The sequence below is a fragment of the Janthinobacterium sp. GW821-FHT03C08 genome, from assembly GCF_059420905.1.
Genome location: NZ_JBWKUP010000004.1, coordinates 329,762 through 346,234 on the forward strand (window position 1 = coordinate 329,762; position 16,473 = coordinate 346,234).

Sequence of the window (16,473 nt, forward strand, 5' to 3'; positions counted from 1 at the left end):
TGCCAGCTCTACAAGAGAGAGGCAGTGTGATGACAGCAGCACAACATCCTACCGTCTGGCTGACGGGCTTGAGCGGCGCCGGCAAGACCAGCATCGCCCTCGCGCTGGCGCAGGCGCTGAAGGGGCAGGGGCGCGCCGTGACGGTGCTCGATGGCGACCAGCTGCGCCATGGCTTGAACCGCGACCTGGGTTTCACGCCCGCGGACCGGCATGAAAACATCCGCCGCACGGCTGAAGTGGCGCGCCTGATGAACGGGGCGGGCCTGACCGTCATCGCCGCCTTCATATCGCCGTACCGCAGCGACCGCGCCACGGCCGCCGCCATCGTCGGCGCCGCGAACTTCATCGAGGTGCACGTCAGCACGCCGCTGGCCGTGTGCGAGGCGCGCGATCCCAAGGGCCTGTATGCGCAGGCGCGCGCGGGACGCATCGCGCAGTTCACGGGCATTTCCGCGCCCTACGAAGCGCCGCTGGACGCGGCGCTGACCCTGGACACGGGCACCCTGGCGCTGGACGACGCGGTCGAGCGCATTTGCCGGCACCTGCGGCAGCGGCCGTGAAGACCTGGCACAAGCGGCTGCGCCGGCGCCTGCCGGCCAGCCTGAAGGCGCGCATGAGCGTGGTCGTCTTCCTGCTCGTGCTCGCTGCCGTGGCTTCGCTGGCGCTGGCCACCCTGGCCGTTGCCGAGCGCGGCATGCGCGACGTCACGGGACGCCAGCAGTACGTGTCGCTGGCCGGCGCCGCCGTTTTCATCGACGAGGAGCTCGACGCGAAGCGCAACGTGCTGCGCGCCATCGCCGACAGCCTGGCGGCCAGCGGCGCGCACGACGGCGCGAGCCTGCAGCATTTCCTGGCCGCGCAAACGGTGCTGGGCAAGGAGTTTTATACGGCCGGCGTGCTCGGCATCGACGGGGCCGTGCTGGCCAGCGTGAGCCCCTTCAAGGCGCAGGCGGGGCTGAACGTGAAGGGCCGTCCTTACTTTGAACAGACGCTGGCAAGCCGGCGCTCGGTGATTTCCGCGCCGCTCAACGGCAGCATTTCCGGCATGCCCCTGGTGGTGGTGACGCAGCCCGTGTTCGACGCGCAGGGCGCCATGCGCTATGTGCTGGCGGCCAGCGTCAACCTGCGCCAGCCCGATTTTCTGGGCCGCCTGGGCGCGCTGAAACCCGGCACGGGCGGCTACCTGTACATCATGACCAGCGACGGCGTCATCGTCGAGCATCCGGACAAGTCGCGCATCATGCAGCATATCGAGGCGCATGGCCCCATCAGCGTGCCCACGCGGCGCGCCTTGCAGGGTTTCGAGGGCTGGCTGACGGGCAGCACCGCGCAGGGCGTCGATGCGCTGTTTGCCTACCACCGCATCGCCTCGACGGGCTGGATACTGGCGTCCGTGTATCCCATGCGCGACGCGTTCGCGCCGCTGCACGCCATCCGCAGCAAGATCCTGCTGGCCGCCGTGCTGCTGGCGGCGCTGGCGGGCCTGGCCGGCTGGCGCGTGGTGCTGCGCCTGTTGCAGCCTCTGGAGCGGTTGCGCCGCCATGTGCATGAAATCCGCCGCCAGCGCCTCGGCATCGAGGCGCTGCAGATCGGGCGGCGCGACGAGATCGGCGACTTGAGCCGCGATTTTTACTCGCTGGTGGCCGAGCGCGAAATCGCCGAGGCGCAGACGCGCGACAGCGAGCGGCGCCTGAAACTGCTGACGGACCACGTGCCCGTGGTGATCGTCTATATCGACCGCGAGCACCGCTACCAGTTCATCAACGCGACGTTTGAAAAATGGTTCGGCAGGTCGCAGCAGGAAAGCATGATGCAGTCGATGCGCGAGGTGCTGGGCGAGGAAGCCTACCAGTTGCGCGAGCAATACCTGCGGCGCGCCTTCGCTGGCGAGGAGGTCGACTATGAATTCACCATCGGCGGCGACGGCGACGCCGGCCAGCGCGCCTTCCAGACCAGTTACGTGCCCGATGTGGGCGAGAGCGGCGCGGTGGAAGGCGTGTATGGCCTGATCCACGAAATCACCAAGACCAGGGCCGTGCACACGGCGCTGCAGTTCGCCGCCGCCACCGATATCCTGACGGGCATCGCCAACCGGCGCCGTTTCGACGAGCAGCTGGACTTGAGCATGCAGCGCACGCGGGCCACGCGCGCGCCGATGGCGCTGGCGTATCTCGATATCGACCGTTTCAAGGCCATCAACGACAGCCTGGGGCACAAGGCGGGCGACGAGGTGCTCAAGGAGTTCGCCGCGCGCCTGGTGCGCAGCGTGCGCGCCAGCGACCTGGTGGCGCGCCTGGCCGGCGATGAATTCGTGATCGTTCTCGAAGGCGTGAATGGCGCGGCCGAAGTGCGCCAGATCGGCGCCAAGATCGTCGAGGCCATCCGCCAGCCCTTCGCGCTGGCCGGCGGCCCGCTGCCGGTGACGACCAGCGTCGGCATCGCCATCTTCCGCGAGGGCGCGCTGACGCCGGCGCAGCTGCTGGACCTGGCCGACCAGGCCCTGTACGCGGCCAAGGGACAGGGCCGCGACGGCGTGGCGCTGCGCGAGGCGGAGGCATAGGCGGCTACAGGGTGGCGCTCCAGTGGTCGAGCTGCTGCGTGGTGGCCGTGACGCCGCCGCAGACGATGACGAGCACGTTGCGGTAGGGCGCCAGTTGCTGCGCCTTGTCGTAGACGGCGGCCAGCGCCGCGCCGCAGGCCGGTTCCACCACCAGGCGCTGGTCGGTGATGAAGCGCTGGCAAGCCTCGACGGCGGCCCGGTCGGACACCACCACGCTGTGCAGCAAACGCGTCTGGCTGATGGCGTAAGCCTGCGCGCAGACCTGGCGCGCGGCCAGCGAGGTGGCGACGCTGCTCACGGCGGGCAGGGCCACGTGTTCGCGCGCCGCCACGGCGGCCGCCAGCGAAGCGGCGCCTTCGGTTTCCACCGCCACCAGGGCCACGTCGTCCCAGCCGTTGCGCTGCAAGCCTTCGGCCACGCCGGCCAGCAGGCCGCCGCCGCCCACGGACAGCACGACGGCGTCCGGTTTCACGCCCGCGCGCGCCACTTCATCGATCATGCCGGCATGTCCCTGCCACAGCAGCGGGTCGTCGAACGGGTGTAAAAAGGCGTCTTGCGGCGTGAGCATGGATTGCGCCAGCGCGTTCGCTTCCTGCCAGGCGGCGCCGTGGACGATGACTTCCGCGCCTTCCTGCGCGATCAGGGCCCTGGCCCGTTCGCTCGTCGTTTCCGGCACGACGACGATGACGGGGATGCCCAGCTGGCGTCCCGCATAGGCGACGGCGATGCCGGCATTGCCGCCGGAAGAGGAGATGAAGCGGCTGGCGCCACGGCGCGCGTATTCCTCGCAGGCGAGGCCGATGCCGCGGATCTTGAAGGAGCCGGGCGGCTGCAGCGCTTCGAGCTTGAGCCAGACGGCGCGCTCGCTGTGCAGGCTCAGGGCGCGCGAGTTGAGCAGAGGGGTTTCGATGTGCAGGGCCATGCGGATTCCTGGAAGACGGTCAGGCCAGCATCATAGCCGATGCGTGGGCGCCGCCCCCTCACTCTTGCCGCCGGGACGTTCAGTCGAGGCGGTTGTCGGCCACGCGGTAGTGCGGGTCTTCCAGCTGGTTGACTTCGACCAGGGGGCGCGCCTTGCCCAGGATGGCCAGGCAGTCGGGACTCAGGTGGCGCAGGTGCAGGGTCTTGCCCGCCTGCTGGTAGCGCTGCGCCAGCGCGTCGATGGCCTCGATGGCGGAATGGTCGACGACGCGCGCGCCGGCAAAATCGATCACCACGTGCTGGGGATCGTCCTTCGGCTGGAACAGGGCCGCGAAATTGGCCGTCGAGGCGAAGAACAGCGTGCCTTCCAGCGCGTAGACTTTCCAGCCCCGTTCATCCGTGCTGGTGCGCGCGGCCATCTGGCGCGCATGCTGCCAGGCGAAGACGAGGGCGGCAAACACCACGCCCGCCAGCACGGCGACGGCCAGGTCCGTCAGCACCGTGATGACGGTCACGCCGATCACGGTGATGGCGTCGGCGCGGGGTATCTTGCGCAGGGTTTGCAGGCTGCCCCAGGCGAAGGTCTTGGCGCAGACGACAAACATCAGGCCCACCAGCGCGGCGAGCGGGATTTTCTCGATCCACGGCGAGAGGAACAGGATAAAGCCCAGCAGCAGCACGCCGGCAACGATGCCCGACAGGCGCGAGCGGGCGCCGTTGCCGATATTGATCATGCTCTGGCCGATCATGGCGCAGCCGCCCATGGAAGCGAAGAAGCCACTGACGACGTTGGCGATGCCCTGCGCCAGGCTTTCGCGGTTGGGCTTGCCGCGCGTGTCCGTGATGGTGTCGATCAGGTTGAGGGTCAGCAGCGTTTCGAGCAAGCCGATGGTGGCCAGGATCAGCGCATACGGGCCGATGATGCCCAGCGTTTCCAGCGTCAGCGGCACGCGCGGGACGTGGAACTGCGGCAGGCCGCCGGCGATCGAGCCCATGTCGCCCACGGTCTTCGTTTCCAGGCCCAGGGCCCAGACCAGGCCGGCCACCACGAGGATGGCCGCCAGCGAGGACGGGATGACGGTGGTCAGGCGCGGCAGCAGATAGATGACCAGCATGGTCACGGCCACCAGGGCCAGCATCAGGCATAGCGGGGCGCCGCTGATCCAGGTGAGCGCGCCGCTGGCGTCCGGCACCTTGAAGTGGCCGAATTGCGCCATGAAGACGACGATGGCCAGGCCGTTCACGAAGCCCAGCATGACGGGATGCGGCACCATGCGTATCAGCTTGCCCAGGCGGCAGGCGGCAAACAGCATTTGCAGCAGCCCCATCAGCACGACGGTGGCGAACAGGTATTCGGCGCCATGGCTGACCACCAGGCTGACCATCACCACGGCCAGCGCGCCGGTGGCGCCGGAAATCATGCCGGGCCGGCCGCCCAGCGCGGCCGTGATCAGGCACATGAAAAAGGCCGCATACAGGCCGGTAAGGGCGCTGACGTGGGCCAGCAGGGCGAAAGCGATGGCTTCCGGGACGAGGGCGAGGGCGACGGTGGCGCCGCTCAGGACATTGACCTTGATAGCGGCCGGGCTGAGTGCAGGCATGGACTTCCAAAGAAAAATGCGGCGCGCGGCACGGCAGCGGTCGCGCGCGGAAACGCAGGCGCAGGCCGAAGGCGGCGCCGGACAGGGAGAGGGCAGGCTGGCAGGGGAAAACTACATCGGTATGGGCTGCGCGAGTAAACGACAGGCCCTATTATTGCACAGGCAAGCGGAGCCGATCACGGCCAGCCCCGCCTGGGGCAGGCGATGGCGCAGGCAAGGTGGCTCCCCGGCGAAGGCGCCGGGGCAGGTCCTCAATTGAGGGGCGCGCTCTTCAGCTGGTGCGTGCGCGCCACTTCCTTCATCGCTTCGAGCAGGTCTTCGCGCAACTGGCGCGGCAGCTTGCCGAAGAATTCCTCGTCATTCTGGTCGGCCATGCCGGCCAGCACGGGCACCAGCGCCTCGCCCTCCGTCGTCAGCTCGATCGAGTGCTGGCGGCGGTCGGCCAGCAGGATGGACTTGCTGACCATGCCCTTGCTTTCCAGGCGGTCGATCAGCTTCGAGACGGCGCCCTTGCTCATGCCGGCCACCTGCGCCAGCACCGTGGGCGAGGTGCAGCCGAGGCGGAACATTTCGCGCAGCACCACCCATTCGGACACGGTCACGCCGTTGGCTTCGGCTTTTTTCTGGAAGCTGTGGGAGACGTGGTTGGAAACGAAGCGCAGCCAGTAGCCGAGGTGCGCTTCCAGTTCGCTGACGGGAGCGCGGTTGGGATGGGAGGCTTGCGGCGTGGCGGCCGCTTCAAAATTATGGCTCATTTCTTTTCCTTCACTGGGCGGCGCAGCCGGCATGGTTCAGGCCTTCGCGCTTGCTGTCGAGTGGTTTGTTGGGGAACAATCGTCTTGCGTGAGGTAGTTCTAACACTGTTTTCACTGGAAATCATTTGAGGGTCATGTATTTTTCTTCATTTTATTGCTTTAAGTGCATAAAAAGCAATATCAGGCAAATAATCGTCTTGCCGGAGAGGAAGATTAAAACAATAACGCATGTTGCATCAATGGTAACAGCATTTTTGCCGAATTGATAAATATTTCATATCATTCCGTGAGGCCGCCCACACAAGGCGTCTTGCCCGCGCGACAGCATGCGGCGTTATGGCCGCAGCGGGGCTGGCAGGCCGCCTGTCAGGCCGCCACCACGACCTTCACGCCCGCGTCGCGCAACACGTCGGCAAAGCGGGGCGGCGGCGGGGCATCCGTAAACAGCATGTCCACCTGCGCCAGGTCGGCCAGCCGCACGAGGGCCTTGCGGCCGAATTTATGCTGGTCGGCCACCAGCCACACTTCGCGCGACTGCTCGATGATGGCTTGCGCCACCTTCACCTCGCGCGCGTCGAAGTCGCGCAGGCTGCCATCCTCGTCGATGCTGGAAATGCCGATGATGCCGATGTCGACCTTGAACTGGCGGATGAAGTCGATGGTGGCTTCGCCGACGATGCCGCGGTCGCGCCCGCGCACCACGCCGCCGGCCACGATGACTTCGCAGGCCGCGTTGTCGGCCAGGATGGCGGCCACGTTGAGGTTGTTCGTCACCACGTGCAGGCCTGCATGCCGGCCCAGCGCGCGCGCCACTTCCTCCGTGGTCGTGCCGATATTGATCAGCAGCGAACAGCCGTGCGGCACCTGCGCGGCGACGGCGGCAGCGATGCGCCGCTTGGCCTCGCTGTTGAACACCTGCCGCTGGCTGTAATCGATGTTTTCCACGGACGAGGGCAAGCCCACGCCGCCGTGGTAGCGGGCCAGCAGGCGCGCCTCCTCCATCTGCTTGACGTCGCGGCGCACGGTTTGCGGCGTCACGTCCAGCTGCTGCGCCAGCTCCTCGACGGACATGGTGAGCTTCTGGCGCACGACGTCGAGCAGGCGGCGCTGGCGGGGATTCAAAATCATGGGCGTGTCTCTTTATCAATCAAAACGAACAAAAACGAACAAATAGTGATGAAAAACTGTTGCTATGGGTTCGTATTCTGGCGTAACCTTATTCATATTGCATGCGTATGACAGCAATCCTGATCTTAACGACAGTTGCCGGCGGTGCCTAGTCTTTCCTGGCGCGCCGGTGCTTGCACAGCGATGGAGTTCCGATGGCGGCAGCACGGCAGGGCGTGGAAGTGGCGGCGGACGGCACGGTCGAATGCGACGTGCTGGTGGTGGGCGGCGGCATCAATGGCGCCGGCATCGCGCGCGACGCGGCCGGGCGGGGCCTGTCCGTGCTGCTGTGCGAAAAGGACGACCTGGCTGCCCACACTTCGTCGGCCTCCACCAAGCTGATACACGGCGGCCTGCGCTACCTCGAATACTATGAATTCGGCCTCGTGCGCAAGGCGCTGGTCGAGCGCGAAGTGCTGCTGCGCTCGGCGCCGCACATCATGTGGCCCTTGCGTTTCGTCATGCCGCACGCGAGGGGCCAGCGTCCCGCCTGGCTGATACGCGCCGGCCTGTTTCTGTACGATATGCTGGCGAAGCGGGAAATCCTGCCCGCCTCGCACGGCATCGACCTGGCACGCCATGCGGCCGGGAAACCATTAAAACCCCAGTTCAGGCGGGGCTTCGTGTATTCCGACGGCTGGGTCGACGATGCGCGCCTGGTGGTGCTCAACGCCCTCGATGCGGCCGACCATGGCGCAACCATCCTGACGCGCACCCGCTGCACGGCGCTGCGGCGCGATGGCGCGGGTGCAGGCGCAACCTGGCAGGCCACCCTGCTGCAAGGCGACGGGCGCGAACTGGCCGTGCGCGCGCGCAGCGTCGTCAATGCGGCCGGGCCGTGGACGGCCGAGTTCCTGCGGCAGGCGGCGCCGGCCGCGCCGCACCGGCATTTGCGCCTGATCAAGGGCAGCCATATCGTCGTCAAGCGCCTGTTCGAGCATGATCATGCCTACATCTTCCAGCATCCCGATGGCCGCATCGTGTTTGCCATTCCGTACGAGCACGATTTCACCTTGATCGGCACCACCGACCTCGACTACCACGGTGACGCTGGCAAGGTGGAAATCGATGACGAGGAAGTGCGTTACTTGTGCGAGCTTTCCAGTTACTATTTCAGCAAGCCCGTCAATCCGGAAGACGTCGTGTGGACGTATGCGGGCGTGCGGCCGCTGGTGGAAGACGCGTCCGCGGACGCCAAGGCCGTCACGCGCGACTACCGTTTCGAACTGGACCAGGATGGCGCGCCGCTGCTCAGTGTTTTCGGCGGCAAGATCACCACCTTCCGCAAGCTGGCCGAGGAAGCACTGGACTTGCTGGCGCCGCTGCTCGGCAATGCGCGGCTGGCCTGGACGGCCGCCGCCTGCCTGCCCGGCGGCGACCTGTTCAGCAGCACGCCGCAGAACCGGTCGGTGCGCGAGTTCGGCCAGTTCGTGCAGGGCTTGCAGCGCGACTATGCGTGGCTGCCGGCGGCACTGGTGGCGCGCTATGCGCGCGCCTACGGCACGCGCATCCACGTGCTGCTGGCCGGACGCACGGACGTGGCGGCCATGGGCGAGGAAATCGCCGCCGGCCTGTACGGGGCGGAAGTGGACTATCTGCGGCGCCATGAATGGGCCGTGAGCGCGGCCGATATCCTGTGGCGGCGCTCCAAGCTGGGCCTGCACCTGCCGCGCGGGACGGCGGACAGGCTCGATGCCTGGCTGTCGCAGCATCCCTTGCCGTCGTAAGCGGCCACGATAAAAAAGATGACGCTGGCGACCGCGCCCCGCAGAGGGCGCGGCGCGGCACGAGGATACATCACAGGAGGAGAAGCGCGTGCAACTGGTACTGGAAAATATCAGCAGGAAGCAAGGTGCTGAAACGTATTTGTATCCGATGTCGCTGGCCCTCGTGCCAGGGGCCATCAATGTGCTGCTGGGCACGACGCGTGCGGGCAAGACGACCTTGATGCGCGTCATGGCGGGCCTGGACCAGCCCAGCGGCGGCAGCGTGGCGGCCGATGGCGTCGACGTGACGGGCGTGCCCGTCAGCCGCCGCAACCTGGCCATGGTGTACCAGCAATTCATCAACTATCCCGCCTTCACCGTCTATGACAATATCGCTTCTCCCTTGCGTTTGCGCAAGGTGCCAGAGGAACAGATCCGCGCGAAAGTGCTGGCGCTGGCCGAGCGCCTGCACATCACGCCGTATTTGCAGCGCACGCCCGGGGAACTGTCCGGCGGCCAGCAGCAGCGCACGGCGCTGGGGCGCGCCCTGATCAAGGATGCGTCCCTGCTGCTGCTCGACGAGCCGCTCGTCAACCTCGACTACAAGCTGCGCGAGGAATTGCGGCGCGAACTGACGGAACTGTTTTCCAGCGGCAGCACGACGGTTGTCTACGCCACCACGGAACCGCTGGAAGCGCTGCAGCTGGGCGGCCACGTGGCCGTGCTGCACGAGGGACGCCTGCTGCAGCAGGGACCGACCCTGGACGTCTTCAACGCCCCCAATTCCATCGCCGTGGCGCGCACCTTCAGCGACCCGCCCATCAACCTGATCCCCGCGCGCGTGGATGGCCACGGCGTGGCGCAGGCGGCGGACGGCCTGGCCATCCACCTGAGCCGCGAACAGCGCGCGCGCCTCGGTGAGCGGCGCGACGTGATCCTCGGCGTGCGCGCGCACAGTCTGCATTTATCTCCCCAGTCCGACGGCGACGTGCCCATCGCAGCCACGGTGGACCTGGCCGAAATCAGCGGCTCGGAAACCTATGTGCATGCGCGCCGGGGCGCGCTGGCCCTGGTGGCGCAGCTGGGCGGCGTGCACGACCTGGAGATCGGCAGCGCCTGCACCGTGTATTGCCAGCCCCATGCCTTGCTGATCTTTGGCGACGATGGCGGGCTAGTGTTTGCTCCTGCGCAAGGAGGAGCGTGACATGGCGCGCATCGAACTGGTGGATCTGGCCCACGCCTACAAACCGAACCCGTCGGCCCCCGCCGACTATGCGCTGCGGCCCATGAGCATGGCGTGGCGCGACGGCGGCGCCTACGCCTTGCTGGGGCCGTCCGGCTGCGGCAAGACGACCTTGCTCAACATTATTTCCGGTCTGGTGAAACCGTCGCATGGCAGGGTGCTGTTCGACGGCAAGGACGTCACGCAGCTGCCGACGGAAGCACGCAATATCGCGCAAGTGTTCCAGTTTCCCGTCATCTACGACACCATGACCGTGCATGACAACCTGGCGTTTCCGCTGCGCAATCGCGGCTGGAAAGAGAGCGAAGTGCGCAAGCGCGTGCAGCAGGTGGCGCAGATGCTGGAACTGACGGACGACCTGAAATTGCGCGCCAGCGGCTTGTCCGTGGACGCCAAGCAAAAGATTTCGCTGGGCCGCGGCCTCGTGCGCCCCGACGTGGCGGCCGTGCTGTTCGACGAACCGCTGACGGTGATCGACCCGCATTTGAAATGGCTGCTGCGCAGAAAGTTGAAGGAAATCCACCACGAACTGAAATTGAGCTTGATCTATGTCACGCACGACCAGGTGGAAGCGCTGACCTTTGCCGACCAGGTGGTCGTCATGACGCAGGGCGAAGTGGTGCAGACGGGCAGCGCGCAAGCCCTGTTCGAGGAACCCGAGCACACGTTTGTCGGCTATTTCATCGGCAACCCGGGCATGAACTTGCTCGATGGCACCCTGGACGATGGCGGCGTGCGCGTGGCGGGACAGCTACTGGCCGTATCCGCCGCCGCCCGCGCGGCCCTGGCTGGCGCGCAAGGCAGGATCACGCTGGGCGTGCGGCCCGAGTTCGTCGAATGCGTGAAGGCGGGCGAGGGCGGCGCGGGGAGCAATCACTGCCTGGACGCCACGGTGACGGCCGTGCGCAACATGGGCACGCATTACCTGGCGGAATTCCAGCTGGGCGGCGCCACCGTGGCCGCCAAGCTGCGCGCCATCGATGCGGTGGTGGGCGATGCAGTGCGGCTGCGTTTTCCGCCGCAGCGCACTTTGTTCTACGTCAACGACAAGCGGGTGGCCTGATGATACATAACGGTAAAACCGATAACAACCGCCGCGCCTGGCTACTGATCCTGCCCGTGCTGCTGTGCGTGGCCTTTTCCGCCATCCTGCCCCTGATGACGGTGGTCAACTATTCCGTGCAGGATATTCTGAGTCCCACGCAAAAGGTTTTCGTCGGCACCGAGTGGTTCCGCATGGTCATGCTCGACGGCGACCTGCACAGCGCCTTGCTGCGCCAGCTGCTGTTTTCCGCCTCCGTGCTGGCGATCCAGATTCCGCTCGGCATCCTGATTGCCCTGTGCATGCCGGCCGATGGCTGGAAGGCGTCGCTGGCGCTGGTGCTGATCGCGCTCCCCTTGCTGATCCCCTGGAATGTGGTGGGCACCATCTGGCAAATCTTTGGCCGCGGCGACATCGGCCTGATGGGCTATACCCTGAACCAGCTGGGTTTTGACTACAACTACAACGGCAATGCGCTCGACGCCTGGCTGACGGTGATGGTGATGGATATCTGGCACTGGACGCCGCTGGTCGTGCTGCTGTGCTATGCGGGCTTGCGCGCCATTCCCGACGCGTATTACCAGGCGGCACGCATCGACGGCGCCTCGCGCCTGGCCGTGTTCCGCTACATCCAGCTGCCGAAACTGCGCAATGTATTGATGATCGCCGTCCTGCTGCGCTTCATGGACAGTTTCATGATCTACACGGAACCGTTCGTGCTGACGGGGGGCGGACCGGGCAATGCCACCACCTTTTTGTCGCAATACCTGACGCAAAAGGCCGTGGGCCAGTTCGACCTGGGGCCGGCGTCGGCGTTTTCATTGATTTACTTCCTGATCATCCTGCTGTTCTGCTTTGTGCTGTACACGTGGATGCAGCGCGTCGGCACGGGAGACCAGAAATGATGCACAAGAAAATCAGCCGTGCCATCCTCGCCATCTTCCTGCTGGGCTCCTTGCTGCCCATCTACTGGATGCTCAACATGTCGCTCAAGACCAACGAGGAAATCGTGGGCGTCTTGAGTTTGTGGCCCCAGCAATGGACGTTCGCCAACTACCACACGATTTTTACCGACCGCTCCTGGTACAGCGGCTACCTCAATTCCATGATCTACGTGGCAATGAACATGGTCATGTCGGTCACGGTCGCCTTGCCTGCAGCCTACGCTTTTTCCCGCTATAACTTTGTCGGCGATAAACACTTGTTCTTCTGGTTGTTGACCAATCGCATGACGCCGCCTGCCGTCTTCCTCGTACCCTTCTTCCAGCTGTACTCGACGGTGGGCCTGATGGATACGCACCTGGCCGTGGCGCTGGCGCACATGGTCTTCAACGTGCCGCTGGCCGTGTGGATACTGGAAGGCTTCATGTCTGGCGTGCCGAAGGAAATCGACGAGACGGCGTATATCGACGGCTACAGCTTCCCCCGCTTCTTCATCCAGATTTTCTTGCCGATGATTAAGTCGGGCGTGGGCGTGACGGCCTTCTTCTGCTTCATGTTCAGCTGGGTGGAACTGTTATTGGCGCGCACCTTGACTTCCGTCAATGCCAAGCCTATCGCCGCCACCATGACGCGCACGGTGTCGGCGGCCGGCATGGACTGGGGCGTGCTGGCGGCGGCCGGCGTGCTCACCATCGTGCCCGGCGCGCTGGTGATCTGGTTCGTGCGGCATTACATCGCCAAGGGCTTTGCCATGGGGAGGGTGTGACATGGAAAACAATACGGATAGCACCGCCAGCTTGTTCGGCTGGATGGCGTGGACGCCGGAAGTGGCCGTCTTTTTCATCTGCATCGGCCTCATGCTGGCCGGCATGACGATCTGGCAAATCCGTTCACCCAGCATAGCACGCAAGGGTTTCCTGCCGATGCCGACGACGCGCGGCGACCGCCTGTTCATCGGCTTGCTCACGGCGGCGTACGTGAACCTGGCCTGGGCGGGGTTCACGGAAATGCAGCAGGCGATAGGCGCCGGCATCAGTTTTGTAGTGTTGTTGGTGGTAATGCGTTGGGGATAAGTCGTAGATGAGAATACCGGCCCGCCACCGCAGGCCGGATGACAACTAAAAAGGAGATTCACGATGAAATTGAAGTTCACGGTCTTCGCGGCTGCGGCCATGCTCGTGTCGAACGCGGCCCTGGCCGACGCCAGGCAGGCGCAAACCTGGATCGACAAGGAATTCCAGCCATCCAGCCTGAACAAGCAGCAACAGCTGGCTGAAATGAAATGGTTCATCGATGCGGCCGCCAAGCTGAAAGCCAAGGGCATCAAGGAAATTTCCGTCGTCTCGGAAACCATCGACACCCACGTCTACGAATCGAAGACCCTGGCCAAGGCCTTCGAGGAAATCACGGGCATCAAGGTGCGCCACGACATCATCCAGGAAGGCGACGTGGTGGAAAAGCTGCAAACGTCCATGCAGTCCGGCAAGAGCATCTATGACGGCTGGATTTCCGATTCCGACCTGATCGGCACCCACTACCGCTATGGCGCCGTCGAACCGCTGTCCGACTACATGGCCGCCAAGGGCAAGGAATTCACGAATCCCGGCCTGGACCTGAAGGATTTCATCGGCATCAGCTTTACCACGGCGCCGGACGGCAAGGTGTACCAGTTGCCCGACCAGCAATTCGCCAACCTGTACTGGTTCCGCGCCGACTGGTTCGCGCGCAAGGATTTGCAAGCCAAGTTCAAGGCCAAGTATGGCTATGAACTGGGCGTGCCGCAGAACTGGTCCGCGTATGAAGATATCGCCGACTTCTTCACGAATGACGTGAAGGAGCTGGACGGCAAGAAAGTCTACGGCCACATGGATTACGGCAAGAAAGATCCGTCGCTGGGCTGGCGTTTTACGGATGCGTGGCTGTCGATGGCGGGCGCGGCCGACAAGGGCATTCCGAACGGCCTGCCCATCGACGAGTGGGGCATCAAGGTGGCGGCCGACAAGTGCACGCCCGTGGGCGCCTCGATGTCGCGCGGCGGCGCCACCAATTCCCCGGCGGCCGTCTTTGCGCTGACGAAATACATCGACTGGATGAAGAAATACGCGCCGCCGCAGGCGAACGGCATGAATTTCTCGGAATCGGGCCCCGTGCCGGCGCAGGGTGAAATCGCCCAGCAAATCTTCTGGTACACGGCATTTACGGCCGGCATGACGAAACCGGGCTTGCCGGTGGTCAACAAGGACGGCACGCCGAAATGGCGCATGGCGCCGTCGCCGCACGGCCCGTACTGGAAAGAGGGCATGCAGAACGGCTACCAGGACGTCGGCTCGTGGTTCCTGTTCAAGTCCACGCCGGACGACCGCAAGGCGGCCGCCTGGCTGTATGCGCAGTTCGTCACCTCGAAAACCGTGTCGCTGAAGAAATCCATCGTCGGCCTGACCTTCATCCGCGATTCCGACATCCGCCACGATTACTTCACGAAACACGCGAACGAATACGGCGGCTTGATCGAGTTCTACCGCAGCCCCGCCCGCGTGGCGTGGACGCCGACGGGCAACAATGTGCCCGACTATCCGAAGCTGGCGCAATTGTGGTGGAAAAACGTGGCCACGGCCATCACGGCGGAAAAAACGCCGCAAGCCGCCATGGATAACTTGGCCGAGGAAATGGACCAGGTCATGGCGCGCCTGCAGCGGGCCGGCATGAAGGCGTGCGCGCCCAAGCTCAATCCGAAAGGCGACCCGAACCAGTATCTGTCGGACCAGCACGCGCCATGGAAAAAGCTGGCGAATGAAAAGCCGAAGGGCGAAACGATTGCCTACGATAAATTATTGCAGGCATGGAAAGAGGGCAAGGTCAGGTAGTCGTGTAAACTCCTGCCGCCGCTTTCCCGGGGCACGGCCGCTTGTCCGTGCCCCTTTCACTGTAACGACGTAGTAGCGACCATGACCACATACATACTTGCTTTAGATCAGGGCACCACCAGTTCGCGCGCCATCCTGTTCGACCATGCGGGCCGGCCGCACGCCAGTGCGCAGCGCGAATTTCGCCAGATTTTCCCCCAGCCGGGCTGGGTCGAGCATGACGCGGGCGAAATCTGGGCGTCGCAAGAGGGCGTGCTGCGGCAGGTCTTGCGCGACAGCGGCGTGGCGGCCTCCGACGTGGCCGCCATCGGCGTGACCAACCAGCGCGAAACGACGGTGCTGTGGGACCGCGCCACGGGCGAGCCCGTCGCCAACGCCATCGTCTGGCAAGACCGCCGCAACGCGGCCTTTTGCGAACAGCTGGTGGAGCAGGGCAAGGCGGACATGATCCAGCGCAAGACGGGGCTCGTGCTCGATGCGTATTTTTCCGCCACCAAGCTCAAATGGCTGCTCGACAATGTGGACGGCGCCCGCGCGCGCGCCGAGCGGGGCGAGCTGGCCTTCGGCACGGTGGACAGCTGGCTGATCTACAAGATGAGCGGCGCCCACATCACGGACACGAGCAACGCGGCGCGCACCATGCTGTTCAACATCCATACCCTGCAATGGGACACGGATCTGCTGGCGCTGCTCGATATTCCCGCCTCGCTGCTGCCCGACGTCGTGCCCTCGAGCGGCGTGGCCGCGCACACCTACGTTGACCTGCTGGGCGTGGCCGTGCCGATCGCCGGCATCGCGGGCGACCAGCAGGCCGCCACGTTTGGCCAGGCCTGCCTAAAACCGGGCATGGCGAAGAATACCTACGGCACCGGCTGCTTCATGCTGATGAACGTGGGCAAGCGCCCCTTGCCATCGAAAAACCGGCTGCTGACGACGGTGGGCTGGAGCCTGGGCGTTGACGCCGATCAAACCGATTACTTGCTCGAAGGCAGCGCCTTCATCGCGGGCGCGGCCGTGCAATGGATGCGCGACGGCATCGGCATCATCCGCGACTCGTCCGAAGTGGAAGCGCTGGCCACCAGCGTGCCCGATTCGGGCGGCCTGGTCTTCGTGCCCGCCTTCGCGGGCCTCGGCGCACCGTACTGGGACCCGTACGCACGGGGCACCCTGATCGGCATCACGCGCGGCACGGGCAAGGCGCACATCGCGCGTGCGGCGCTCGAAGGCGTGGCGTACCAGAACGTCGACGTGCTGTCGGCCATGCAGGACGATGCGGGCATTGCGTTATCGGAATTGCGCGTGGACGGCGGCGCGGCCCGCAACGACATGCTGATGCAGTTCCAGGCCGACATCTTGAATGTGCCCGTGGTGCGCCCCGTGGTGACGGAAACGACGGCCCTGGGCGCCGCCTACCTGGCGGGCCTGGCCGTGGGCTTCTGGGTCTCGCAGGAAGAAATCGCCGCCCAGTGGCAGGTGGGACGCCGATTCGAACCGGCCATGGCGGCCGACGAACGGCTGACGCGCTTGCATAAATGGCAGCGGGCGGTGGAGCGCTCGCGCGACTGGAGCGAGTAAGAATGGGTGCTTAGAGTGCCTAACAGAACCGTAGCGAGCGGCAGTGAGTTGCGGCTGAGAAGCGCAGCTGTGCGAATGCACAGTGAGCATCGGAGGC

The 16,473-nt window shown here is 65.1% G+C and carries 14 protein-coding genes; 10 read left to right on the forward strand and 4 right to left on the reverse strand.

The window, feature by feature from the left end; all coding sequences use genetic code 11:
- Positions 1-29: 29 nt before the first annotated feature.
- Together cysC and AC07VL_RS07755 are read left to right on the forward strand one after the other, a co-directional pair.
- Positions 30-560 carry an adenylyl-sulfate kinase gene (cysC, locus tag AC07VL_RS07750; protein WP_494805318.1) on the forward strand — a complete coding sequence of 177 codons (531 nt, stop codon included), beginning with the start codon at positions 30-32 and terminating at the stop codon, positions 558-560.
- The gene (locus tag AC07VL_RS07755; protein ID WP_494805319.1) at positions 557-2,560 is read left to right on the forward strand and encodes a diguanylate cyclase domain-containing protein; all 2,004 of its coding nucleotides are present in this window, start codon (positions 557-559) and stop codon (positions 2,558-2,560) included. Before cysC ends, AC07VL_RS07755 begins: the two co-directional genes overlap by 4 nt.
- Positions 2,561-2,564: 4 nt before the next feature.
- Here AC07VL_RS07755 and AC07VL_RS07760 read toward each other — a convergent pair whose 3' ends face one another.
- From AC07VL_RS07760 to AC07VL_RS07775, 4 genes are all read right to left on the reverse strand, one after another.
- The gene (locus AC07VL_RS07760) at positions 2,565-3,482 is read right to left on the reverse strand and encodes a pyridoxal-phosphate dependent enzyme (protein ID WP_494805320.1); all 918 of its coding nucleotides are present in this window, start codon (positions 3,480-3,482) and stop codon (positions 2,565-2,567) included.
- Between the two features lie 79 nt (positions 3,483-3,561).
- Positions 3,562-5,082 carry a SulP family inorganic anion transporter gene (locus AC07VL_RS07765; RefSeq protein ID WP_494805321.1) on the reverse strand — a complete coding sequence of 507 codons (1,521 nt, stop codon included), beginning with the start codon at positions 5,080-5,082 and terminating at the stop codon, positions 3,562-3,564.
- A 251-nt stretch (positions 5,083-5,333) separates the two neighbouring features.
- Complete coding sequence (locus AC07VL_RS07770) at positions 5,334-5,837, reverse strand: MarR family winged helix-turn-helix transcriptional regulator (RefSeq protein ID WP_290602175.1); 504 nt, start codon at positions 5,835-5,837, stop codon at positions 5,334-5,336.
- Between the two features lie 366 nt (positions 5,838-6,203).
- Positions 6,204-6,965 carry a DeoR/GlpR family DNA-binding transcription regulator gene (locus AC07VL_RS07775; RefSeq protein WP_494805322.1) on the reverse strand — a complete coding sequence of 254 codons (762 nt, stop codon included), beginning with the start codon at positions 6,963-6,965 and terminating at the stop codon, positions 6,204-6,206.
- Between the two features lie 194 nt (positions 6,966-7,159).
- On the opposite strand from AC07VL_RS07775, the gene glpD reads away from it, so the two are divergent.
- The 8 genes from glpD (at position 7,160) to glpK (ending at position 16,376) form a co-directional block, all read left to right on the forward strand.
- Positions 7,160-8,731, forward strand: coding sequence for a glycerol-3-phosphate dehydrogenase (gene glpD / locus AC07VL_RS07780; protein ID WP_494805323.1), 1,572 nt, complete (start codon positions 7,160-7,162; stop codon positions 8,729-8,731).
- 88 nt (positions 8,732-8,819) lie between these two features.
- Positions 8,820-9,914: an ABC transporter ATP-binding protein gene (locus AC07VL_RS07785; protein WP_494805324.1), complete on the forward strand. Its 1,095-nt coding sequence runs from the start codon at positions 8,820-8,822 to the stop codon at positions 9,912-9,914.
- A gap of 1 nt (position 9,915) precedes the next feature.
- Complete coding sequence (locus AC07VL_RS07790; RefSeq protein WP_494805325.1) at positions 9,916-11,016, forward strand: ABC transporter ATP-binding protein; 1,101 nt, start codon at positions 9,916-9,918, stop codon at positions 11,014-11,016.
- Positions 11,016-11,900: a carbohydrate ABC transporter permease gene (locus AC07VL_RS07795; RefSeq protein ID WP_494805326.1), complete on the forward strand. Its 885-nt coding sequence runs from the start codon at positions 11,016-11,018 to the stop codon at positions 11,898-11,900. Before AC07VL_RS07790 ends, AC07VL_RS07795 begins: the two co-directional genes overlap by 1 nt.
- Positions 11,900-12,703, forward strand: coding sequence for a carbohydrate ABC transporter permease (locus AC07VL_RS07800; protein ID WP_494805355.1), 804 nt, complete (start codon positions 11,900-11,902; stop codon positions 12,701-12,703). Before AC07VL_RS07795 ends, AC07VL_RS07800 begins: the two co-directional genes overlap by 1 nt.
- A gap of 1 nt (position 12,704) precedes the next feature.
- The gene (locus tag AC07VL_RS07805) at positions 12,705-13,010 is read left to right on the forward strand and encodes a DUF2160 domain-containing protein (RefSeq protein ID WP_494805327.1); all 306 of its coding nucleotides are present in this window, start codon (positions 12,705-12,707) and stop codon (positions 13,008-13,010) included.
- A 63-nt stretch (positions 13,011-13,073) separates the two neighbouring features.
- On the forward strand, positions 13,074-14,801 hold the full coding sequence (locus tag AC07VL_RS07810; protein WP_494805328.1) for an ABC transporter substrate-binding protein: 1,728 nt from the start codon (positions 13,074-13,076) through the stop codon (positions 14,799-14,801).
- Between the two features lie 81 nt (positions 14,802-14,882).
- Complete coding sequence (gene glpK / locus AC07VL_RS07815) at positions 14,883-16,376, forward strand: glycerol kinase GlpK (RefSeq protein ID WP_494805329.1); 1,494 nt, start codon at positions 14,883-14,885, stop codon at positions 16,374-16,376.
- Positions 16,377-16,473: the final 97 nt, after the last annotated feature.